General features: G+C 51.4%; 22 protein-coding genes and 1 riboswitch. Of the genes, 4 read left to right on the top strand and 18 right to left on the bottom strand.

Annotated features, from left to right (window positions below):
* Positions 1-15: 15 nt before the first annotated feature.
* Positions 16-120, top strand: a riboswitch (TPP riboswitch).
* Positions 121-245: 125 nt separating this feature from the next.
* Genes thiS through thiH form a run of 3 tightly spaced genes read left to right on the top strand, consistent with a single transcriptional unit; the run spans position 246 to position 2,334 of the window.
* Complete coding sequence (gene thiS / locus GJ688_RS00870) at positions 246-446, top strand: sulfur carrier protein ThiS (protein WP_155474645.1); 201 nt, start codon at positions 246-248, stop codon at positions 444-446.
* A gap of 4 nt (positions 447-450) precedes the next feature.
* Positions 451-1,218 (top strand): thiazole synthase, encoded by a 768-nt coding sequence (locus GJ688_RS00865; RefSeq protein ID WP_155474644.1) that lies wholly within the window; start codon positions 451-453, stop codon positions 1,216-1,218.
* A 6-nt stretch (positions 1,219-1,224) separates the two neighbouring features.
* A complete protein-coding gene (gene thiH / locus GJ688_RS00860; protein ID WP_155474643.1) occupies positions 1,225-2,334 on the top strand; it encodes a 2-iminoacetate synthase ThiH in 1,110 nt (369 codons plus the stop codon).
* 95 nt (positions 2,335-2,429) lie between these two features.
* Here the strand turns inward: thiH and GJ688_RS00855 are convergent, their stop codons facing one another.
* The 6 genes from GJ688_RS00855 to GJ688_RS00830 form a co-directional block, all read right to left on the bottom strand.
* Complete coding sequence (locus tag GJ688_RS00855; protein ID WP_155474642.1) at positions 2,430-4,052, bottom strand: ATP-binding protein; 1,623 nt, start codon at positions 4,050-4,052, stop codon at positions 2,430-2,432.
* Positions 4,045-4,683, bottom strand: a complete 639-nt coding sequence (locus tag GJ688_RS00850; RefSeq protein WP_170291526.1) for a chemotaxis protein CheC — start codon at positions 4,681-4,683, stop codon at positions 4,045-4,047. Before GJ688_RS00850 ends, GJ688_RS00855 begins: the two co-directional genes overlap by 8 nt.
* 2 nt (positions 4,684-4,685) lie before the next feature.
* Positions 4,686-5,051: a response regulator transcription factor gene (locus GJ688_RS00845; protein ID WP_155474640.1), complete on the bottom strand. Its 366-nt coding sequence runs from the start codon at positions 5,049-5,051 to the stop codon at positions 4,686-4,688.
* 136 nt (positions 5,052-5,187) lie between these two features.
* The gene (locus GJ688_RS00840) at positions 5,188-5,592 is read right to left on the bottom strand and encodes a secondary thiamine-phosphate synthase enzyme YjbQ (protein ID WP_155474639.1); all 405 of its coding nucleotides are present in this window, start codon (positions 5,590-5,592) and stop codon (positions 5,188-5,190) included.
* A gap of 13 nt (positions 5,593-5,605) precedes the next feature.
* Entirely contained in the window at positions 5,606-6,532 is a 927-nt protein-coding gene (locus tag GJ688_RS00835) for an MBL fold metallo-hydrolase (protein WP_155474638.1), read from the bottom strand.
* Between the two features lie 12 nt (positions 6,533-6,544).
* Complete coding sequence (locus GJ688_RS00830) at positions 6,545-7,171, bottom strand: nitroreductase family protein (protein ID WP_170291525.1); 627 nt, start codon at positions 7,169-7,171, stop codon at positions 6,545-6,547.
* A 551-nt stretch (positions 7,172-7,722) separates the two neighbouring features.
* Between GJ688_RS00830 and GJ688_RS00820 the strand changes: the two genes are divergently transcribed.
* Complete coding sequence (locus GJ688_RS00820; RefSeq protein ID WP_155474635.1) at positions 7,723-9,126, top strand: DUF2225 domain-containing protein; 1,404 nt, start codon at positions 7,723-7,725, stop codon at positions 9,124-9,126.
* 101 nt (positions 9,127-9,227) lie between these two features.
* Here GJ688_RS00820 and GJ688_RS00815 read toward each other — a convergent pair whose 3' ends face one another.
* The 12 genes from GJ688_RS00815 to mobA form a co-directional block, all read right to left on the bottom strand.
* Positions 9,228-10,100, bottom strand: coding sequence for an FAD/NAD(P)-binding protein (locus GJ688_RS00815; protein WP_155474634.1), 873 nt, complete (start codon positions 10,098-10,100; stop codon positions 9,228-9,230).
* Positions 10,093-11,103 (bottom strand): 4Fe-4S dicluster domain-containing protein, encoded by a 1,011-nt coding sequence (locus tag GJ688_RS00810; RefSeq protein WP_170291524.1) that lies wholly within the window; start codon positions 11,101-11,103, stop codon positions 10,093-10,095. The genes GJ688_RS00815 and GJ688_RS00810 overlap by 8 nt, the downstream gene beginning before the upstream one ends.
* 33 nt (positions 11,104-11,136) lie before the next feature.
* Positions 11,137-12,081 carry a 4Fe-4S dicluster domain-containing protein gene (locus GJ688_RS00805; RefSeq protein ID WP_155474632.1) on the bottom strand — a complete coding sequence of 315 codons (945 nt, stop codon included), beginning with the start codon at positions 12,079-12,081 and terminating at the stop codon, positions 11,137-11,139.
* Positions 12,078-12,527 (bottom strand): hydrogenase iron-sulfur subunit, encoded by a 450-nt coding sequence (locus GJ688_RS00800; RefSeq protein ID WP_170291587.1) that lies wholly within the window; start codon positions 12,525-12,527, stop codon positions 12,078-12,080. Before GJ688_RS00800 ends, GJ688_RS00805 begins: the two co-directional genes overlap by 4 nt.
* Positions 12,515-14,497: a CoB--CoM heterodisulfide reductase iron-sulfur subunit A family protein gene (locus tag GJ688_RS00795; protein ID WP_155474631.1), complete on the bottom strand. Its 1,983-nt coding sequence runs from the start codon at positions 14,495-14,497 to the stop codon at positions 12,515-12,517. Before GJ688_RS00795 ends, GJ688_RS00800 begins: the two co-directional genes overlap by 13 nt.
* Before the next feature lie 13 nt (positions 14,498-14,510).
* Positions 14,511-15,380 (bottom strand): CoB--CoM heterodisulfide reductase iron-sulfur subunit B family protein, encoded by an 870-nt coding sequence (locus GJ688_RS00790; RefSeq protein WP_155474630.1) that lies wholly within the window; start codon positions 15,378-15,380, stop codon positions 14,511-14,513.
* On the bottom strand, positions 15,377-15,949 hold the full coding sequence (locus GJ688_RS00785) for a 4Fe-4S dicluster domain-containing protein (RefSeq protein ID WP_155474629.1): 573 nt from the start codon (positions 15,947-15,949) through the stop codon (positions 15,377-15,379). Before GJ688_RS00785 ends, GJ688_RS00790 begins: the two co-directional genes overlap by 4 nt.
* Positions 15,950-16,375: 426 nt before the next feature.
* Positions 16,376-17,944 carry an L-lactate permease gene (locus GJ688_RS00780; protein WP_155474628.1) on the bottom strand — a complete coding sequence of 523 codons (1,569 nt, stop codon included), beginning with the start codon at positions 17,942-17,944 and terminating at the stop codon, positions 16,376-16,378.
* Between the two features lie 120 nt (positions 17,945-18,064).
* Positions 18,065-18,886 (bottom strand): polysaccharide deacetylase family protein, encoded by an 822-nt coding sequence (locus tag GJ688_RS00775; RefSeq protein ID WP_207708721.1) that lies wholly within the window; start codon positions 18,884-18,886, stop codon positions 18,065-18,067.
* Between the two features lie 58 nt (positions 18,887-18,944).
* Complete coding sequence (gene mobB, locus GJ688_RS00770; RefSeq protein WP_155474627.1) at positions 18,945-19,460, bottom strand: molybdopterin-guanine dinucleotide biosynthesis protein B; 516 nt, start codon at positions 19,458-19,460, stop codon at positions 18,945-18,947.
* Between the two features lie 17 nt (positions 19,461-19,477).
* Positions 19,478-20,278 carry a formate dehydrogenase accessory sulfurtransferase FdhD gene (gene fdhD, locus GJ688_RS00765; protein ID WP_170291523.1) on the bottom strand — a complete coding sequence of 267 codons (801 nt, stop codon included), beginning with the start codon at positions 20,276-20,278 and terminating at the stop codon, positions 19,478-19,480.
* Positions 20,279-20,887 (bottom strand): molybdenum cofactor guanylyltransferase, encoded by a 609-nt coding sequence (mobA, locus tag GJ688_RS00760; protein ID WP_170291522.1) that lies wholly within the window; start codon positions 20,885-20,887, stop codon positions 20,279-20,281.
* Positions 20,888-20,950 lie beyond the last annotated feature (63 nt).

Raw genomic sequence — 20,950 nt, 5'->3', positions numbered from 1 at the left:
TTGTAAACCTCATAAGGATATTGCTAGGGGTGCCGGCGTACGGCTGAGAGAGAAGATGTTTCTCAACCCTTTGAACCTGACCTGGGTCATACCAGCGGAGGAAAGCAAGGCGACGGTCTATACATTCGTCGTTTACGCTTACTTTCGGTAAGCGTTTTTTTAATGAAAAAGCTATTTTCATAGCAGCCTGTGACCCGAAGGGTCATGAACCTTTTCTTTGAGCCATTTCGAAAGGAGCTGTGGCCATGCACGTTACCGTCAACGGCGAGGTCGTCGAACTATCGGAATCCACTCCCCTACTCGATTACTTGATCAGCCGAAACTTAAATCCAGCTGTTCTCGTCGTCGAATATAACCGCAAAATACTGCACCGCGATCGCTGGTCCCAGATCCAAATCGGCGACGGCGATACTCTGGAAATATTATCTTTCGTCGGAGGAGGTTGACCTCATGGATAAACTGATCATCGGGGGAAAGGAACTAAAAAACCGCCTTTTTATCGGCAGCGGCAAGTTCGCTGATGAGAGCCTGATCGGCGATATCGTGGCCCAGACAGGTGTCGAGGTGGTTACCGTCGCTTTACGGCGAGTCAATCTGAACGGCGGCAAAGAGAACATCTTAAACTACATACCGAAGGACTGTGTGCTGCTTCCAAACACTTCCGGTGCTCGCAATGCCGAAGAAGCCGTTCGTATCGCCCGCTTGGCCCGGGCTGCCGGCTGTGGCAACTGGGTAAAAATCGAAGTCATCTCAGACAACAAGTATCTCCTGCCAGATAACAATGAGACGATTAAAGCCACTCGCATCTTGGCCGAGGAAGGATTTGTCGTCCTTCCGTACATGCATCCAGACCTCTACGCCGCCAAGGAACTGGAACGAGCAGGTGCCGCTGCCATCATGCCTTTAGGAGCGCCCATCGGCACAAACCGGGGGTTGAAAACGAAAGAAATCGTGCGCATCCTCATCGAAGAATGTGAACTGCCTGTGATCGTCGACGCTGGTATCGGCAAGCCTTCTGAAGCAGCTGAAGCGATGGAACTGGGCGCGGCCGCCGTTCTCGTCAACACGGCTATCGCTACTGCCGGCAATCCCGCCATGATGGCCAACGCTTTCAGTCAAGCTGTTCAGGCCGGCAGGCAGGCCTTTCTGGCTCAACCAGGCGAAACGACCGAATTCGCCCGGGCCAGTTCGCCTTTGACCGGCTTTTTAAGGAGTTAATCTTCCATGAGCTTTTATCAGATCATCGAGGAATTCAACGATTTCGATATCCCCGCCTACTTGTCCAATGTCTCTACCAGTCAAGTGAAAGCCACTCTACAGAAAGATTTCCTCAAACCGCAGGACTTTCTGACCTTGCTTTCGCCGGCGGCAACGGAACAGCTGGAAGCGATGGCTCGAAAAGCCCATCAGTTGACCCTGCAGCATTTCGGGCGGGTGATCCAGCTTTTCACCCCGCTCTATCTTTCCAACTACTGTGTCAATCGCTGCCTTTACTGCAACTTTAACAGCGACAATGCCATCGGCCGCCGGAAACTAGACGCACAAGAGATCCGTTCCGAAGCGAAGGCCATCGCTGCCACTGGCCTTAAACAGATCCTTTTGCTGACAGGAGATATCCCCGGCAAAGCGGCAGTAGAATACCTCACCGAGGCGGTAACCTTGGTACGGGAATACTTCACCTCTATCGGTATTGAAGTCAACCCGCTGGCCGTCGATGATTACCGCCGCTTAGCACAGGCTGGTGTAGACAGCATGACCATCTACCAGGAAGTGTACAATCAGGAGGTTTATGACAGTCTACATCTATCGGGTCCGAAAAAAGATTACCACTGGCGCCTCAACGCGCCCGAAAGAGCCTGCCAAGCCCGGCTCCGGACCGTCAATATCGGCGCACTCCTGGGCCTTCATCATTGGCCCTCGGAAGCTTTCTTCACCGGTCTCCATGCCAGCTACCTGCAAAACAACTACTTAGATACGGAGATCAACATCTCACTGCCCCGAATCAAAGCAGGCCCCGTTGGTTATCAGCCCCAGTCTCCTGTCTCAGACGCCGAACTCGTCCAAATCCTGCTGGCCTTGCGCCTGTTCATGCCTCGTTCCGGCATGACCTTGTCCACGAGAGAACCGGCAGACCTGCGAAACCATCTGGTGCCGCTGGGGATCACCCGCATGTCTGCCGGCGTCAATACGGCCGTAGGCGGACACATCGACGGGCATACCGATGATGGTCAATTTCGTATCTCTGATGAGCGATCTGTCGATGAGGTGCGGCAAATGCTCATCTCCAAAGGATATCAGCCGGTCACCCAGGATTGGCACCATATCGCTGGCTAGCGAACCTGGATTAGCTCGAGAAGTTAGACATAAGAAAACAGCCTGATGTTCGTCCTTGTCGACGAACGTCAGGCTGTTTTTTGTTCACTAAACGTTTATCCTCGATTTGCTTCGTCAGGAATCCAGCGCATCAGCACTTGCAACAATTGAGAAGCCACAAATGGTTTCGCTAAATAATCATTCATTCCAGCCGCCAGAAAACGTTCCCGATCACCCTTCATCGCATTCGCTGTCACCGCTACGATCGGAATGTGGCGTCCCCAAGCCGTTTGGCGGATTTGTCTAACCGCCTCGGTACCGCTCATCCCAGGCATCTGCTCGTCCATCAGGATTAAGTCATAACGTTCCTTGGAAAGTACCTCCAAGGCGTCCTGCCCGTTGATCGCTTCCGTAAGGGGATAGCCCCAGCGCCGCAGCCAGGCACTGACGATGGTTCGATTATAAAGGTCATCATCGACTAAAAGGATCCGGGCGCCTTTGGAAGCCGATTGACCTCTGTTCAGACCTTTTAGAATCTCCCTTTCGCCTGATTGGGGAGGCAACCCCTGTACGATAGAAAACTCAACTGTAAAGAAAAAAGTGCTGCCTTTTCCCGGTTCGCTCTCTACCCAGATCTTTCCGCCCAGATTCTCGATAATTTGACGGACGATAGCCAGCCCTAAACCGCTCCCGCCATAACGCCGGGTGGATGAGCTGTCTACCTGATAAAACTTCTCAAAAACAGCACCTAACTGGCTTGTTTCAATGCCGATTCCCGTATCACTCACAGAAAAGACTACGTTCACCTTGCTCTGGCGTTGAGACAACACTTCAAGGGCGATGGTGATGCTGCCTTTTTCGGTAAATTTGACGGCGTTGCTGAGCAGATTGATGAAAACCTGTGTCAGCCGTTTGGCGTCACCAAGCAGATGCTCAGGAGCCCCCGCCGGGATTTGCAGGTTTAATTTCAGGCCCTTATCAGCAGCTTTTACGGACATCATATCCATGGCCGTCCGCAGTACCGCACTGAGCTGAAAAGGTTTCTCTTCAAAAGAGAACTGTCCCGATTCAATCTTAGAGATATCCAAGATGTCTTCCAACAGCTTCATGAGGGATTGAGCGGCCCTTTTGACCATAGTCAAATGATTTGACTGTTCTACATTTAACTCCGTACATAAAGTTAAATCGATAAAACCCATGATGGCGTTCATGGGGGTACGGATCTCGTGAGACATATTGGCCAAAAACTCTGACTTGGCCCGATTGGCCACAATGGCCATTTCTTGGGATACCTTTAATTCTTCCTTGGCTAATTTCAGTTCCCGAATCAATCCCTTTAATTGTCGCACTCGCAGTTCTTGCCCGGTGATATCCACGATTTGGATGAGCAAATAGTGACTGTCTCCGATATGTATCGGTTGAACCAGCATATTTTGGCGAAGGATCGATGTTAGCGTCTCATCAGCTGGCGGGATGAAGTACCGGTGAAAAGCACCAGAAAAAAAACGATTTTGTCCGATAAAAAAGGCACTGTCGAAGATGGGACGAAAAACATTCTGATTGAAACGGGGATAAAGGTCTGTCAGCTTTTGGCCCTGCACCTCACAAGCCTTTTTTCCCGTAAAGCGTTCCAGCCATCCGTTCCAAATGACGATGCGGTGTTCTTGATCAAGTATGGCGACGCCCAAATTGGCATGATTCAAGATGATCCCTTGTAATTCGCCAAGATGATTAACCATACAAGTCCACCAGCATTTCGTCAATTTTATGCAGCAGTTGAACAGCTGAATCCATACACAACATGACAAAAATGGCACCTTCGATGCGGTTTTCCCCTACGAGAAAGGTGTTGTGGATGACCAAGGTGTAATAGCCACCACAGAACATGCTTCGGTGCTGATTCTCAGTGAGGTATAAGAACTCCACTTCCGGCAGGGAGTATTCAATCGGCGTCTCCAGAAGATTGCCGAGGCAACCGATGATTACATTTAACAGTACGTTGCCGATCTCTTTCATAGCGTCTGTGTCTGTTTCAGAAAAACCGTCGTCTATTTTTTCAACTTCGAGAAACAGATCATCGCCTAAGAGGAGATCGACAAGCTGCTTTCCTTTGGTAACGGGGAAAAGAAGCCGAGCTTGTCCGGAACAGACTACGCCAAAACGCAGAGAAGAGGAAACGACGTGACCCGTCAAAAACTGAATCTTTTTTAAATATCTTTGATCTGCCTCGGTTTGGTTCTGCAGGAGATACACTTCAGGAACTTCCAAATGGACCTTTTGATTCACCATCTCTGAAAGAACATGGCCTGCTTGCCCAATGGATACGTTCATGAACTCCTTGAGCGCATCTTGCTGTAAGGGCGTTAACATGGTCACGACGCTCCTTTGATGATTTCTGCCAGTGCGATCACCTTTTCTCGAGTGATCGGTTTATGTACAAAAAACCACGCCCCCAGGTCACGAACTTCTTTCTCCGTGAATTTTTGGATGTCAGCGGTTAAAATGATGACCTTGGCTGCGGGGTCCGTTTCTTTGATCTTTTTTAATACCTCTTGCCCGGTCATCCCCGGCATGAGCAGATCGAGCAGCGTGTAATTCGGTCGTTCCCGCAAGTAGGTTGCTAAACCTTCGATGCCGTCACCGGCAGTAAAACAGTCGGCCTCAGGAAGGTTATCCTTTAGCAACCGTACGATCGCGGTCCGGTAAACTAATGAGTCATCTACGACTAGAATTTTCATTTTTAACCTCCGGGCTATTGTTGGAAATTATATTCTGCCTAAAGCAACAAGTTCCTGCCCTTGTCCCCTTATGTTGTGAAAGAATTCTACATTCCCAATTTTAACATAAAAGACCCGGCTTTTCGCCGGGTTTCGTTCAATCTTCTTGTATGCGAAGGATCACTTTTCGAGAGCGCGGCCCGTCGAATTCGGTTAGGTATAGGCCTTGCCATGTTCCGAGAAGCAGACGCCCCTTGTGAATGATGACTGTCTCGGAGGAGCCTACAAGGCTTGCCATCATATGGGCCGCCGAATTCCCTTCGCCGTGCTTATACGGTCCCACCCAGGGGACAAGTTGTTGCAGGATTCCTTTTAGGTCATGGATCACGTCGGGATCGGCGTTTTCATTGATCGTTACAGCAGCTGTCGTATGGGGGACGAAAACGATAATGGACCCCTCTTGCACCCCAGACTCCCGAACCGCCGCTTCTACCTGCGACGTGATTTCGATAAAGGACAACCTTCCTGGCGTCTGCAGAGAAATTTCCTTAAGACGAGTCATCCCCTATCCCTCCTTAGCGATGACCGACCTGGCTCCAATATAGCCGGCAATTTACCATTTTCGTCTCTACTCTTCCCTGTCCATGAAGATAGGACAAATAGGCCAAGATCGCTGTGCGATATAAAAAGAAACTACCTATCGAAGCGATGGTCTTGCCTTCCTGCTCACATAGATGGGCTACGACCGTTTCCAGTTCCAATGGCTCTTCTAGGAGTTCATAGACGTTCTCGATGAGTTCTCTGATTTTGGTCGCGTTGACCTGTAAGACCGACGGTAGTTCGGAACGCTCTAAGGGTTCTCCATGGCTCGGCAGAACGGTCGAATATGTAGTCAAAAGAATTTGATCCAATGTGTTTAGAAATCGTTCCACATCGATGTTGAAGGGAATTCCATGGGCAGCCAATAGGTCCGGTCCTAAAAAGGCGTCACCACAAAACAGAACATCGCCGCAGCCGACGCCGATTTGATCAGGACTGTGTCCAGGCAGGGAGAGAATCTGCAGATTCGGTCCTTTTTCCCTGCCTGGCCATGATAAGCTTCCTGCCTTCAATCCGGCAGTTACGGGAGTGGGCGGCGCCACGAGAAACTTGTTGGTCACATCCTGCCAAGGGGCAGCCCCGCCGATCAGAAAAGCCGGTTCATAGAGTGTATGACGGGCAAAGTCCTGTTCGAGATCGGGTGTAAAGACTTTGGCCGCAAATTGGTCAACAATGGCTTGATTCCCGCCGATATGGTCGGCATGAGTATGGGTATTGATCAGGGCCACTATCTGCCAACCGGCCTCGCGGGCCAACCGGCAGACCCGTTTTCCGGCCTGGGCTTCCAGGCCGGAATCGATGATCACCGCTTCCTTTTGAAAGACTACGGCACCGATGTTCACTCGGGCCGGCAAGTAAAAAGTTTCCGCGGCGAAAGTGTTTCTCAAGGGTCGAAAATTCATCGTTGCACTTCCTTATCGAAGGGGCGTACCGTAAGACTCGCCATAAACGATATCATCAAAGGGGAGTCTGTCGTGTTCTTCAACAGCCACTTCTGCGGCGTAACCCAAAGTAAGCAAGGATACTACGTGAACGCCGCTAGGTATATTCAGCAGTTTCTTCACTTCAGCCTCATCGTAGCCCGTCATCCAACAGGTATCCAAGCCGAGTTCTTTCGCAGCCAGCGTGAGATAGGCGATGGCGATATAGCTGTTCGAACCGGCTAACACCTTTCGGATGTCAGCGTTATTTTTGATGGGCTCACTCCGTTTCCGGAAACTCTCGCGCATCGGTGTCGGTATATTGGGGTTCTCAGCATATACTTCCATCTTCGCGGCCATACGATCACATCCAGCTTCATCAGCGAGGCAGACGAGGACGACAGGCGCTTGGCTCACTTGACTCTGTCCACCGGCGGCCGCTTTCAACTTTTCTCGCATAACCTGGTCGGTGACGGCAATAAACTTCCATGGTTGCATATTTACAGCGCTCGGCGCGCGGCGGGCGCATTCGAGCAGTTGCTTCATTAGATCAGTAGAGATCGGATCGGGTTTGTAGGCCCTTACGGCGTGGCGTTGCTGGATCGCTTCCATAACGTTCATGAGAGATTCTCCTTTCATGACCTTGTGAACCCATTATACGATAATTAGAGCAAAAACCAAAATTCCAGAGAGATAACTCCACCCGGTACCGTTCGATGGAGCAAGCCCAAAGCCTTTCGATCTTGCTCGGCGAACTGTCTTTACGACATGGAAAATTCAAAGACCCACGGAAATTCTATTGTGGCGGTGTAGCCAACCGTAGCGGCAGCCTCTCATTAAGCCGCCAGGCTACAACTGCATACAGGATGTAAATGAAATTATAAAAAAGACTGGGAAGCTATTCCGATATATCCTTCGGAACCGATGACAGCGATGTTAAAAGGTGAAACGAAAGCCTTCTGGCATTCTTTCTTACATCGTAACTAAAAAATATTTTTTTGCTATATGGTATATAAAGATTAATGAAATAACAGAACAATGAAACTGCGTTGGATTCTCATCCCGAAAGCGAAAACGAGCGCAGGAACTTTCCATCTTTTGTAGAATTTCTTTCCCCATGGACACAAGTACTTACCGTCTCCGGGACTATCCCCATTTGAGGAGGGAGCCCTATGATCGCCATCGGCCAGTTGGCTCAGTCAGGTACACTGAAGAATTATGAAGCGGATGATATCATCGTTCACGAAGGTGAGCCGGGAAACGAGATGTATATCATCCTCTCCGGTAAAGTGGAAGTATATATTCAATCTATCGACGGTTTCCCCATCATCATCACGGAACTGCAAGCGGGAGATTTTTTTGGGGAAATGTCTCTGCTCGAAGGACTGCCCCGGAGCGCCTCTGTTCGTGCGATCGAGAATACCATATTGCTCAGTATCAGCGAAAGCAATTTTGAATCCATCATGTCTCGCCAACCGCGGCTAGCTTTTAAGGTCATGAAGGGGCTGAGTGCGCGGCTGCGCCAATTAAATGAGGAGCTTCGGAGTCTTAAAGAGGGACGGCGCCCGCAGGTGAAGGAAATTTCAAAATTGTTGGCTTCCCGCATGGCGGCGGCTGGTTTTTCCGTTCCCGCGATTAAAAGTGCCGACCCATCCTTAGAGAATACGTCTCCGCCCTCAAGTCGTCCCGCCGTTGCGCCTGTTTCATCTTTTTCGTCAGCAAAATCAACCGGCTCCCCGTCTCTTACTTCAGACCCAAGGACACAAGCAACGGCGACGGAAGCTTCATTTTTGGCTTACGCACCCGGTCATAAATCATATGGCAAGACAGCCCCAGCCGGCGACGATGACTATCTATATGATAAAAAGGTAACCTGCCCTGTTTGCGACGGGAATTTTGAGACAAAGGCGGTTCGTTCGTCCAAACCAAAGCTGCATCGAGTCGACCCCGATTTTCGCCAGCACTTTCACGATTTTGAGCCTCTTTGGTATACGATCTGGGTATGCCCCCATTGCTTTTTTGCGACCTTCAATTTCGAATTTACTACCAATTTACCCGGGGTGATCATTAAGCAGCTCAAAACTGAACTCGCAAAGTTGCCCAAGCCCTTTTCTTTTCAATACGATCATCCCCGGAAAATCGATCAAGTCTTCATGGCCTATTATCTGGCCTTGTATACAGCCAAGGCGGGAAAACCGGATCCATCGAAAACGGCAAAACTATGGATGCGTCTCTGCTGGCTCTACGATGATATGGGCGATAAAGAGATCGCCAACTACGCCTCATACCAGGCCTTAGAGCAGTTCAAAGATACTTATTTCAACAGCAGCCGGAATACATCCATCGACCAGGAACAACGGCTGTCTATCCTGCTCGGCGAACTGTCCCTCCGCCACCATGAATATAAGGAAGCGATGAAATTCTTCCGAGGCGGTATCGCCCGTCGTGGAGGGAGTCCTTCTTTAAACAGGCAGGCGTCAAATCGATTTCAGGATATGAAGGAGATTATAGAGAAGGAAAAGGAAAGCGAATCAACAGAAGCCGTTGAGACTGAAAAAAGTCCTGTTACCTCGTAGGCCATAAAAGGCATTTTGAGATATCCAATGTTAAGTGAAAATCTAAAAAAGCACGACATAAAAGTAGGAGGCCACTGAAAAAATTCAGTGGCCTCCTACTTTTAATACTCGTTAGGCAGCGTTTTCAACTGGGCTAAGCTGAATACCGGCCCGTCTAGGCAGACGAAACAGCTGCCGATGTTGCAACGGCCGCATTTTCCGATGCCGCATTTCATGCGCATCTCCAAGGTAGTGATCACGTTCTCGGGAGTAAAACCCAATTTATCGAGAATACATAAGGTGAATTTGATCATGATAGGCGGACCACAGAGGATACAGACCGTGTTTTCCGGATCCGGGCGCAGTTGCTCGATGAAGGCGGGGACAAATCCTACATTCCCCTTCCACTCATCATCTCCCCGGTCAACGGTGACGGAAACTTTAAAGTCCCGAACGGCAGGCCAGGTATCGAAGAGGTCATACTTGAAGACCAAGTCGGCTGGAGAGCGGGAACCGTAGATCAAGTGTAATTGCCCAAAGTCGTCTCGGTGATCGACACAGTAGCGCACTACCGACCGAACCGGTGCGAGGCCGATGCCGCCGCCGATGAAGAGGATGTTTTTCCCCTTGTATTCATCCATAGGGAAGCCGTTGCCGTAAGGCCCGCGGATGCCGACCGTCTGGCCGGGGCAGATTTCATGGAGCGCATCGGTGAGGAGGCCGACTTTTTTGATCGATAGCTGCAGGTGATCAGGGGCATCGGTAGCGGAGAACATCGCTTCTCCTACGCCGGGCAGGGACAGCATGGCCAATTGGCCGGGAGCCGTCCGAAAGGGCGCCGTAAGGCGGCCTGCTTCTTCTTTGGCAATACAGAAGGTCTTCACATCGGCCGTTTCATCGATGATACGCGTCACTTTCGCTTTCATCGGTATCAAGGGATTGATCCGTTTCACATCAGCCAGGGTGGCAACTGGATTGATCTTTTGTTCAACCATCCTTCTTTGCCTCCCCTGCTAGTTTGATCACATCGGTGATCTCCAGGTTGACAGGACACTTAGCGATGCAGCGCCCACAACCGGTACATTGCAGTTTGCCGTATCGTTCTGGGAAATAGCGCAGTTTGTGCATGAAGCGCTGGCGAACCCGTTCTTTTTTGGAGGGACGAGGGTTATGACCTCCAGCCATCAGGGCATATTCGGAGAACATACATGTATCCCAGCATTTGATCTTCACGCCGCAGTGCTGGTTGCGTTTCTTCTCAGAGATATCGAAGCAATGGCAGGTCGGGCATAGATAGGCGCAGGTTCCGCAGTTTAAGCACTTACGGGACAGCTCATCCCAAAGGGGATGGTCGAACATCTGCTGCAGTTTCTCTGTGATGCCTTCGCTGTCGACCTTCAGGACGAAGTCGGACGTCGGCCCTTGGCTCTTGTCTGTGTCGCTCAGCAATCCCGTTGCCATCAGGTCCTTGACCAGGGTCTCTCCTTTGTCCGTGCGGGCGATGATTCCATAGGCGTCTCCCAGATCGTACATCTGGGCGTCGGAGCCATCATGCTCGACTGGATTTACGCCCATAGAGGCACAAAAACAATCGGCACCGGGAGTGACACAGCCCAGGGTGATCAGGGTCGTCGCTTCCCGTTTGCTCCCGTAAAAGTCATCGACATAACCTCGGGTGAGGAAGACATCGTCGAGACAAAGGATCCCCTGCATGTCGCAGGAGCGCAGGCCGAAAAGGATCTGCAGTCCTACAGAGGGATCGACGGGTTCAAATTCTCCATCGATGCCGTAGGCGCTGAACGTATATATCTTTTCTGTAGACGGAAAGAGGGCTTCTTTTGGGCTAATGGCCGTGTTCGTTCCCATCTGTATATCGATTTCAGGTCTATAAGGAGCAAAGCGGGAGACACCAGCGATCATCGACGGTACCCAGACCGTCGCTTTTTGGCTCATCGTCTCCAGCACTGCCGTCAGTTTAGCTTTTGGAAAGGCTTTCAACCTCTGCACCTGCCTTCCGTATTCAAAGAGTGATTACATGAACTCTTCTGGATCATCGTTTTTGAACAGGCCTAGCGGCATTTTGCCATCCAGATCGGTACCGGCATCGCTTTCTCCGAAGAGTTCGTTGATGTCCTGGATGACTTTCCGGTTTAGCGCCATGATGGGGATGTCCATCGGGCAAACCCGCTCACACTCACCGCATTCAACACAGCGGCCAGCGACATGCATCGCCCGGGTGACGGCGAAAAAGGCGTTGTCCGTCGGCGTGGCCGACTTGTTGACCCATCCTTTTTTGTCCGATTCAAAGATGCATTCCCGACAGTTGCAGGCCGGGCAAATGTTGCGGCAGGCGTAACAGCGGAAGCATTTCTCATGCTGGGCCTGCCAGAAGGCGTATTTCTCATCGGCACTCATCGCCTCGATGGCCTTCACTTGGGCAAAACGATCCGCTTGCTTGCTGCCGACGCCGCGCTTGGCCGCTTCCGACGCCGTCAGGCCCTTCGGTTCAGAGGGTTCTCCAGAGACAAGGGCCCCGCTGATAAGGCGATCAGCGATGACTGGATTGGGATAGCGGCATTCGAGACACTTGTCCAAAAGAGGCAGCTCCGCAGGCTGCCGGGGATCGGTGACAGCTTTTTTGTCGCTCATCCCCATGCAGGGGACTCCGATGACAAGTACGTTGTCTCGCTTGATCTGGTGATCTTGCAGCAGCCGTACAATGCCTCGACTGTCACAACCTTTGACAAAGAGGGCGATTTTATCGTCACCGTACCGGTAATCTAAGAGTAATCCCGTCAAGTTGTTGACGGCGAATTGATCAAAATAGAGTTGCTCCGCCTCTTCGGGCTGGGTGATGACGACGGGTGGCGTCAGGTACCATCGGCTGCCCTTTGTCCAGCCGATAAGGCCCTTCACTTCTCCCGAGGCGAGCAGTTCCCGGGCCAGGTCGCGCATTTCCTTCGTGATTTGATTCATATCTCTTCCCTCAGCTTCCGGTTTGGCCCCAGGGCCTTGATCTCTTCGGTCATCTGGGTCACCACGTCGCGGAACTTAGGCGCTTCGGAACCGGAGATCCAGCGGGCTTGGAAGCGGCGCGGATCGATGCCCATGAATTCGAGCATGCGTTGCATGAGCAGGTAGCGCCGGCGGGTGAAGTAGTTGCCCGTTGCGTAGTGGCAGTCTCCCGGATGACAGCCCGCGACCAGGACCGCATCGGCGCCTTTTTGGAAGGCCCGCAGCACGAATTGAGGGTTCGTCCGGCCGGAGCAAGGCACCCGGACGAGCTTCACATTGGGGGGATATTGCATCCGCGAAAGGCCGGCCAGGTCAGCACCGGCATAGGTGCACCAGTTGCAGGCAAAGCCGACGATGTTCGGCTCCCACTCTTTCGCCGGTTGCTTTGGGTTGTCTACCGCTGACACAGGGCATCCACCTCCGCCAGAATTTGATCGTTCGTAAAGCCTTTTAAGTTCATCGCACCGGATGGGCAAGCGACGGTACAAGCGCCGCAACCTTGGCAGAGGCCTTGGTTGACGTTGGATACGCGGCGCTGGCGCATCTGGCCGTGATAACGCTCATTGACGGATTTGATCTCGATCGACTTGTAGGGGCAGATCGATTGACACAAGCCGCAACCGGAACAGATCGCTTCGTCACAGAGGGCCGTCATCGCTTCCGACGTCAATTCCGGTTTGGAGAGGAGGCCGGCCGCTTTGACGGCGGCAGCCGATGCTTGGGCCACTGAATCGGGAATGTCTTTCGGCCCTTGACAGGCACCGGCCAGGTAGATGCCGGCGGTGTGGGTTTCGACGGGCTGCAGTTTGGGGTGGGCTTCCGTGAACCAGCCATGCTGGTCGTAGGAAATGCCTAAGGTCCGGGCTAGATCCTTGGCGTCACTGCGGGGATCCATGCCGGCCGCTAAGACGACCAGATCGGCTTCGATCTCCACGGGACGGCCCAGGAGCGAATCTTCACCGCGAACAATGAGCTTGTCCCCCACTTGGAAGATCTTAGACACGCGGCCACGGATATACTGGGCGTCGTATTCGTTCTGGGTGCGAGCGTAAAACTCTTCGTAGTTCTTACCAGGCGTCCGTACGTCCATATAGAAAATATAAGACTTGGAGTTGGGCATCTTTTCCTTCAGTAGCGTGGCGTGTTTAGCCACGTACATGCAACAAGCTTTTGAGCAATAGGGGCGGCCTTTCGCTTCGTCACGGGATCCGACGCACTTGACGAAGACGATTTTCTCGGGCACTTTGCCATCAGAAGGCCGCTTGATCTTCCCTGCCGTCGGTCCGGAGGCGTTCATGAGGCGTTCTAAGTGCAAGCCGGTGATCACGTCGGGTATTTTCCCGGCGCCGTATTCTTCGTAGGCAGAGATGTCGAATTGTTCAAAACCGGTGGCGACGACGATAGCGCCAAAGCGCTCCATGATCAGTTCGTCTTTCTGTTCGTAATCGACCGCTCCGGTGGGGCAAACTTTTTTACAGATTCCGCATTTGCCGTCGAGCAAGTAACGGCAATGGTTCGCATCGATGATCGGCTTGTTGGGCACCGCTTGTGGAAAAGGAGTGTAGATGGCTTTACGCACGCCTAGTTCCATCTCGAATTCGGAAGGAACTTTTTTGGGACACTTTTCCGTACAAGCGCCACAACCGGTGCATTTGTCAAAGTCCACATAGCGGGCTTTTTTGCGGATCGTCACATCAAAATTGCCGACAAATCCGTCGACAGCTTCCACTTCGGCATAGGTCATCAACTCGATGTTGGGATGCTGAGCCGCTTCGACCATCTTCGGTGTCAGGATACAAGCGGAGCAGTCCAAGGTGGGGAATGTCTTGTCGACCTGAGCCATGCGGCCACCGATGGTGTGCTCCCGATCGAGCAGGGTCACCGGGTAGCCGGCGTTGGCGATGTCGAGGGCCGCTTGAATTCCGGCGATGCCGCCGCCGATGACCAGAGAACGCTTCGTGACCGGAATCGTCGTCGAATAGAGCGGTTCATTTTTGACGACCTTGGCTACACCCATGCGCAGCAGGTCGATCGATTTTTCCGTTCCCTTTTCTTTGTCCGCATGGACCCAGGAACACTGCTCCCGGATGTTGACTTGTTCCACCATGTAAGGGTTCATGCCCGCCCGGGCGGCGCATTTGCGGAAGGTCGGTTCGTGCATCCGCGGGGAGCAGGCGGCAACGACGTAACCGTCCAGATTGTGTTCCCGGATGGCCTCTTGGATCATCACTTGGCCTGGTTCGGAACACATATATTTGTAATCGGTCGATAAGACGACGCCAGGGAAGTCTTTAGCGACTTGAGCCACCTTTTCACAGTGGACCGTATTGGCGATGTTGCTGCCACAATGACAGACGAAGACCCCGATTCGTTTCAATCCGTTTCCCTCCTCACTGGGCTGCCGGGGAGTTCTTTAGCAGTGACGTAGCTTCGACAAAGTGTTTCGTTAGGCCCAATTGAGACATCTCTAAGCCCAGCGCTACACCCATGAGTTCGGTAAAGTAATAGATCGGCAAGCCGAGTTCCATGCCGAGCAGCCCTTCCGCTGCTTTCTGGCGCATGTCCAAGTTGGAGGTACACAAGGGACAAGGGGTGACGATACAGTCGGCGCCTGCCAGTTTGGCGTATTTTAAGACGTTCGCCGTCATCCCCAGAGATGCTTCCGGGCGGGTGATGGCCAAGCTGCCGCCGCAGCATTCTGTCTTGTATGACCATTCGACGGGAGTGGCGCCGAGGGCAGCCATAAGCTTGTCCATGATCATGGGATTTTCGGGGCTATCGATGGCCACCTGGGCCGGTTTGACGAGGAGACAACCGTAATAGCTGGCAACTTTCAGACCACTTAGAGGTCTGACCACCACAGACGAAAGGAAATCGGCGTCCAGATCATTGGCGAAGACCTCGACCAATGCTCGAGTTCGGCTTTTCCCTTCCACGTTCATTTCGATCACTTCGCCCACTTCTTGGCGAGTCGCTTCATCGCGAAGGGCCACTTCGGCGGCTTTCATCCGCTGATAGCAGGCGGCGCAAGGAACGGCGATCTGGTCGATGCCATGCTGCTCCGCCAAGGCTAGGTTTCGGGCAGGCAAGGCGACGCTGAGTAAATGATTCCGGTTATGGGCTGATGAGGCCCCACAGCAGTTCCAGTCGGGGATTTCGACAAAGTCGATCCCCAGCTTTTGAGCGACAGCCTTCGTGGATAAGCCATATTCGATGCCGGTACCGTTGAGGGAGCAACCCGGATAGAGGCCGTATTTCAAGATTTGCCACCTCGTTTCTTCTGAACGTTGGCAAAGATTTTAGCCATGGCTTCTGTGTTTTTGATCTTATGGGGCAAGATGCTCAATTTACCCTGTGTGAAAAGACCGGGAGCATGTTCGGCATCTTTGAACAGTTGACCGGAGAGGATGTTGAACCGGGCTATCATACCCACTTCGTGCAGGCGCCCTGTGTCTTTTACAGAGTTCAGGAACAGGTCGTTAAAGAGGTCTGCATTTTTATCGGCTACCAGGCCGGCTTTTTTCGCCTCGATACGGAGCGCTTCCATAAATTTAGCCGGGTCTACCTGGCGGGGGCAGCGGGTAGAGCAGGTTTCACAACCGGCACAGGACCAGATGCTGTAGGAGCTGAGCGATTCCTGCACAAGGCCAGACTGGACCATCCGCAGCATCTGGCGGACGGTATGCTCCATCGCAAAAGCAGCGGGACATCCGGCAGAACACTTGCCGCATTGGTAGCACAGGGAAACATCGACGCCATACTCTTTTTTTAGGCGGTCACGGAAGTCCTGACTCGAAGCCACCGTCATGGACAGTTGGATCGGTCCCATGAAGTTACGACCTCCTCATTAAGTGAGAATAAGCGGAAACTCGTTCTGGATATTGTGTTTGGTATACAAAATACATCGATAAAGTGAATCTAAGGTCGTGATGAGGGTTTTCTCAACCATGCAGTGCCGCTGTGTCGAATTTTGTTATAATTATTCGATTAGCAAAACTGATTTCCCTGTGTCTTGAAAATAATCATTTTCACAATGTTTCAGTCTATTTTGCAGTGATTCCCTTTGGAATGATCTCTGTTTGTCATTCTAATGGGTTACGTTGATGATCACAAGAGAAAATGTATAAAACTAGCTGTAATTTTGTGTAATTATCATATTTAGAATCGGCCGCAAGACCATTGTAGAAAAGTTAAAAAGGCTGAGTGATTCTACTCAGCCTTCCGGTTGCCTTTTGAAATTTCTATTTTTGTTACGTCATATGTACGCAAACAACAGCGATAACATCGCAGTCACCAGTGTCAACAAAAAGGATAAGACAAAAGCTGTTTTAATCACTTCGCTCTCGATGCCCAAAGCGTCGATCGTGGCGGCCGCGTTTTGCAATTTCGCTGGCGAGATGACACTAGCGAGACCACCGCCGATAGCTGTAGCCGCGATGACGATCAGGGGATCGACATGGAGCAATTTTGATGTGAGCATGTGGTATTTCGTAAACATGGCGATCGTCGAGGCTTCACTGCCACTGACAAATCCCCCGAAAAGACCTAAATAACCGCTGATAAAGGGATAGAGATTGCCAAAGGCACTTGCCGAAGCTTGAGCCAGGATGGATATCATGTTCGATGCCGGGTCAACGATTTTCCAGGTGCCGTCGACTGGCTGCATGCCCGAGTTGTTCATGACAAAGGCGATGGCGAAAAAGATCGCTGCAGAAAAGGTAGGACGAGGCGCCCGCTTCAACCATTTCGAGAAGGTATCCCCTACTGCTTTGGCAGACGGTTTCAACCAGATGGAGGCTAGAAGGGTGCTGACGAGTACCCAAGTATAGGCGTTCCATACCATGCGGGTTTTAATCACTTGGCCTGGAATGATGGACAGCGGCATATCGAGCTTTTTGAAGAGATAGTCGAAGATCGGAGGGTAAAAATTGGTCACAATCAAGATGGTACAAAGGATCAACCAGGGTGATAGGGCTTTCGTCAAGGACATTTCTTTTTCAATGGCTTGGTCTTCTCGGCTGAGGACAGAGGGATCGATGATCGGCTTACCCGTCAATTTGAGGTAGAGCAACATCATTAAAATCGTACAGAATCCAGCGATGACACCAGTCAACACAACACCCGTAGAAAAAGCGGGGATATAACTGATAGCTAAGGCCACACCACCGTTGGTCAAGCCGGCGATGATGCAAGGGATGAATCCCTCTTTAATCAAGGCCATACGGCCTACAATCCATAACATAGCGAAGCCGATCATGGTCGAGATAATCGGCAGAAACTTGGAGAAGACCTGGGCCGACTGAACGAGCGGCGTACCTGTCAGATCAGCGAAAACCACCAGTGGAGCGCCGAGTAAAGCGTATGTACACAAGGCATCGAAACCGATGGCTGGCAGTGCCACAGCCACAAAGGTGGAATAGCCAAGAGAGATCAAAATCGGCGGAAGAATGGATACCGGTGTCGCCCCGATCGATACGAGCAGCGTACCGGCACCCACATTCAATAACATGATCTGCACAGCTTTGTCTTGTGGGGCTAGGGTTTTTACGAACACCGCAATCCGGCGTAAGGCCCCTGTTGTTTCCATAAAAGTGATCTGTAGAATCGATGCGAGTACCATGAGCGATACTGGGAAAGAGGATACCACCCCGGCCAAACTGGCTCGAAGGCTGGCTTCTACATTGGTGTTGAAATACAATACGGCAACAAGGACCACCAACACCCAACCTACCATACCACTGAGGTCTGCCGCTATCCGCTTCCAAGTCATCAACAACACAATGACTAGAATCGGTAGCAGCGTCAAAGAGATCGCTACTGCCAAAACTCCTACCGTCCTTTCGTACTACAACTATGCAATTTTGGGTCATATGTGACGAATTATACCATATATCGTTTACCTGTCTACAGTACTCACCGGAATATTACTTGTTCAATAAGTTGATTATTCCAATAGTGCCGAAACGGTCACAAACTGGTAGCCTTTCGCTCGGAGACGGTCGATGATCTGCGGTAATGCTTTCACGGTTCCCTCTAACTCGCCGGGACGTCCTGCCATGCAATGCTGAAGGATAATTCCTCCCGGCGATATCTCTTTATTGACCAGCGCGAGGATCTTTTTATCGGACTCGCCTTTCCAGTCGGTCGTATCGACAGACCAGTCGATCACCCGGTAACCTAGGCTCTTCAATTCATCCAATTCCCGGGCTGTCATCAGACCGTAAGGGGGCCGGAATAAGTCGGACCGCTTACCGGTGATCCTTTCGATTTCTGCTTCCGTCGATTGAACCTCTTCGATCACCTGGGCCGAACTGAGCGACGGCAGCCGGGGATGATCCCATGAATGATTGCCGATGGCGTGACCTTCATCGACGATGCGTTTAAGCACATTGGGATGGGCTCGGGCTTGTACACCTACGATAAAAAAAGTGGCTTTTATACCCTTTGCCCGTAAAATGTCAAGAATTCTAGGCGTATAGACGTTGTCTGGGCCATCATCGAAGGTCAAGGCCGTTTGCTTTTTGGTCTCATTACCTTTGTAAAAAAGCACCCCTTTATACTGTTGAGCCAACGATTGCACCTGATTATGGTGCTCTGGCGGCTGTTCTCGATTAGCCTCTTCGTTCCACTCTTTTAAACTTTCTTCTTTTGATGGATCACGACCATCAGGTGGTTGAGCTGTTTGTCGGGTGATGACCAGGCCGATGCCGATGATCATCACCACGGCTGTCACAAGAAGCAAAGGCCGCCACCAAAGTCTTTTCAATCTTCCTGCCCTCTTCTTTTGTAAATTCTCCAAAAAAATTCCCCCTGAAGGATGCTCTTCAGGAGGTAGTATCTCTTTCTCGGGTCGTTAAATATTTGTCCTCGATAAGATCAACCAAGCTGACGGCGTCATTGATATCCACGCAAGGTACGCCGATATCGAAAGGGGTATCTGAGGCCACAGCGATAAGCTCTTCTGGAGAACAGAGCAGTTCAGGGCGGTGACCAGCCCGGTAAACTTCGATCTTGGGCTTATCTCCCCGCTTAAACCCTTCCGTCAAGATCAGATCGACCCCTTGGATTTTGGCAACGATCTCATCTAGGCTAAGCTCCTTTTGAAGTTTTTCAATCATCGCCACTTTCGTCGGCGATGAGATGACGACGATATCCGAGCCGGCTTGGGCATGTCGCCAGGTATCTTTTCCCGGCTGATCGATGTCAAAACCGTGGACATCATGCTTGATCGTCGCTACCCGGTAACCCCGTTTTTTTAGTTCCGGCAAGAGCTTTTCCAGCAGGGTTGTTTTTCCCGAATCAGACGTACCGACGACGGAAATTACAGGTATGGCTCCCATAGGTGTACCTCTCCTTTTCAACCGGCGACGCGCCAGGGATGGCTATAAAGGTTCATGCGCTGCCCTCGAACAAAGCCGACGATGGTCATGCCCAGTTCTTGTCCCAACCGAACAGCCAGATCTGTAGGAGCTGAACGGGAGACGATGATAGCGATACCCATTTTAGCCACTTTCAGTAGGATTTCTGACGAGATTCGTCCGGATGTCAACAGCAATTTGTCCTTTAAAGAGATCCCTTCCCGAAAGCACTTTCCCATGATCTTATCGGTAGCATTGTGACGACCGATATCTTCCCGGTAGATCACTACTTTTTCGCCATCACACAAGGCTGCTGAATGAACGCCGCCAGTCTGTTGGTACAGTTGGGACATTCCCTGCATGTCTCTCATCAGACGCAGTATCTGAGATGGCGATACCTTCAGCTTATTTTCCTCTAGGTTACGGCTCATCCGGGCGTCGGTCACATCGTAAAAGGTGGTACCTTTGCCACAACCGGTAGTGATATAGCGCTTCATAAATGTCTTTTCGGCGATGGACGACAAGGTCGACTCGACGAAGACCTGTCCCTTGCTATAGTCTCCCCTCAGATCAGTGATCTGTCCGGGGTCTTGGATAAATCCTTCCGCCGAAAGGAAACCGACGGCTAAGTCTTCAATGTGTTCCGGACTGGTCAACAGTGTCACGATCTCCTGACCGTTTACGTAAATGGTCAAGGGCCATTCTTTGACCAGAACATCATCTCGCTCTTCCCATCCTGCATCCGTCACTCGGATGATGGCTAACGGCTTGACGCGACTGTCGATTGACGAATTGTCCACTTAGGAGCCTCCCTTTCGGTCTCTCTTTTGGCAGAACTTCATCGCTTTCGAAAGCTCGTCAGGTGTGTTTATATTGTAAAAAATCTTTTCCAAGTCGCCCCACTGCCCCAAGATCTTTTCGCTGGCATAACGGAGGCGAACCTTATGATAAAAGGCGATCACTTTCCGAATGTCCTCGCGCAGGCACTGCTCGATCGGCAAAAGACAGTTTTTACTGTATATCGCGTAGAGAGGTTGCAAGTAATCGCCAACCTGTGGAACGACGACATCATAGCCGGGAGCCATCTCCAACATCGCCTGTACTAAGTGCCTGTCCACGAAAGGCATGTCACAGGCTACGATGAAATTATGATGGTGGCGGGACGCCCTTAAGCCTGCATGGATACCGCTCAAGGGGCCTTGACCGGGAAAGATGTCACCTACCAGCGGAACCCCAAGGTAACGATACTTTTCCGGTTCGTTGCTAACAACCAAGATATCGGTCATCAAAGGCTCAAGCTCTGCGATGGTCTGCTCGATGATCGCTTTTCCGCCCACAGGCAAAAAGGCTTTGTTTTTTCCCATCCGTGAATTACGGCCACCGGAGAGAATGATCGCAGTCGCTTCCACGGCAAAACTCCCTCCCATCCGCCTTAACCCAACATACCCACTTGACCTTGGCATATATCCTTG

The organism is Heliobacterium mobile (genome assembly GCF_009720735.1).
GTDB lineage: Bacteria > Bacillota > Desulfitobacteriia > Heliobacteriales > Heliobacteriaceae > Heliobacterium > Heliobacterium mobile.
Note: the sequence above shows the minus strand (reverse complement) of the source record. Positions and strands in the feature narration are given on the sequence as shown.

Coding starts and splice junctions, on each gene's coding strand:
- GJ688_RS00840 (WP_155474639.1), bottom strand. CDS start 5,592: ATGACTCGTCTTAAGGAAATTTCTCTGCAGACGCCAGGAAGGTTGTCC.
- thiS (WP_155474645.1), top strand. CDS start 246: ATGCACGTTACCGTCAACGGCGAGGTCGTCGAACTATCGGAATCCACT.
- GJ688_RS00850 (WP_170291526.1), bottom strand. CDS start 4,683: ATGTTAACGCCCTTACAGCAAGATGCGCTCAAGGAGTTCATGAACGTA.
- GJ688_RS00830 (WP_170291525.1), bottom strand. CDS start 7,171: ATGAACGTTATGGAAGCGATCCAGCAACGCCACGCCGTAAGGGCCTAC.
- GJ688_RS00805 (WP_155474632.1), bottom strand. CDS start 12,081: ATGAATCAAATCACGAAGGAAATGCGCGACCTGGCCCGGGAACTGCTC.
- thiH (WP_155474643.1), top strand. CDS start 1,225: ATGAGCTTTTATCAGATCATCGAGGAATTCAACGATTTCGATATCCCC.
- GJ688_RS00845 (WP_155474640.1), bottom strand. CDS start 5,051: ATGAAAATTCTAGTCGTAGATGACTCATTAGTTTACCGGACCGCGATC.
- GJ688_RS00815 (WP_155474634.1), bottom strand. CDS start 10,100: ATGGTTGAACAAAAGATCAATCCAGTTGCCACCCTGGCTGATGTGAAA.
- GJ688_RS00855 (WP_155474642.1), bottom strand. CDS start 4,052: ATGGTTAATCATCTTGGCGAATTACAAGGGATCATCTTGAATCATGCC.
- mobB (WP_155474627.1), bottom strand. CDS start 19,460: ATGGGAGCCATACCTGTAATTTCCGTCGTCGGTACGTCTGATTCGGGA.
- GJ688_RS00785 (WP_155474629.1), bottom strand. CDS start 15,949: ATGGGACCGATCCAACTGTCCATGACGGTGGCTTCGAGTCAGGACTTC.
- GJ688_RS00835 (WP_155474638.1), bottom strand. CDS start 6,532: ATGAATTTTCGACCCTTGAGAAACACTTTCGCCGCGGAAACTTTTTAC.
- GJ688_RS00865 (WP_155474644.1), top strand. CDS start 451: ATGGATAAACTGATCATCGGGGGAAAGGAACTAAAAAACCGCCTTTTT.
- GJ688_RS00820 (WP_155474635.1), top strand. CDS start 7,723: ATGATCGCCATCGGCCAGTTGGCTCAGTCAGGTACACTGAAGAATTAT.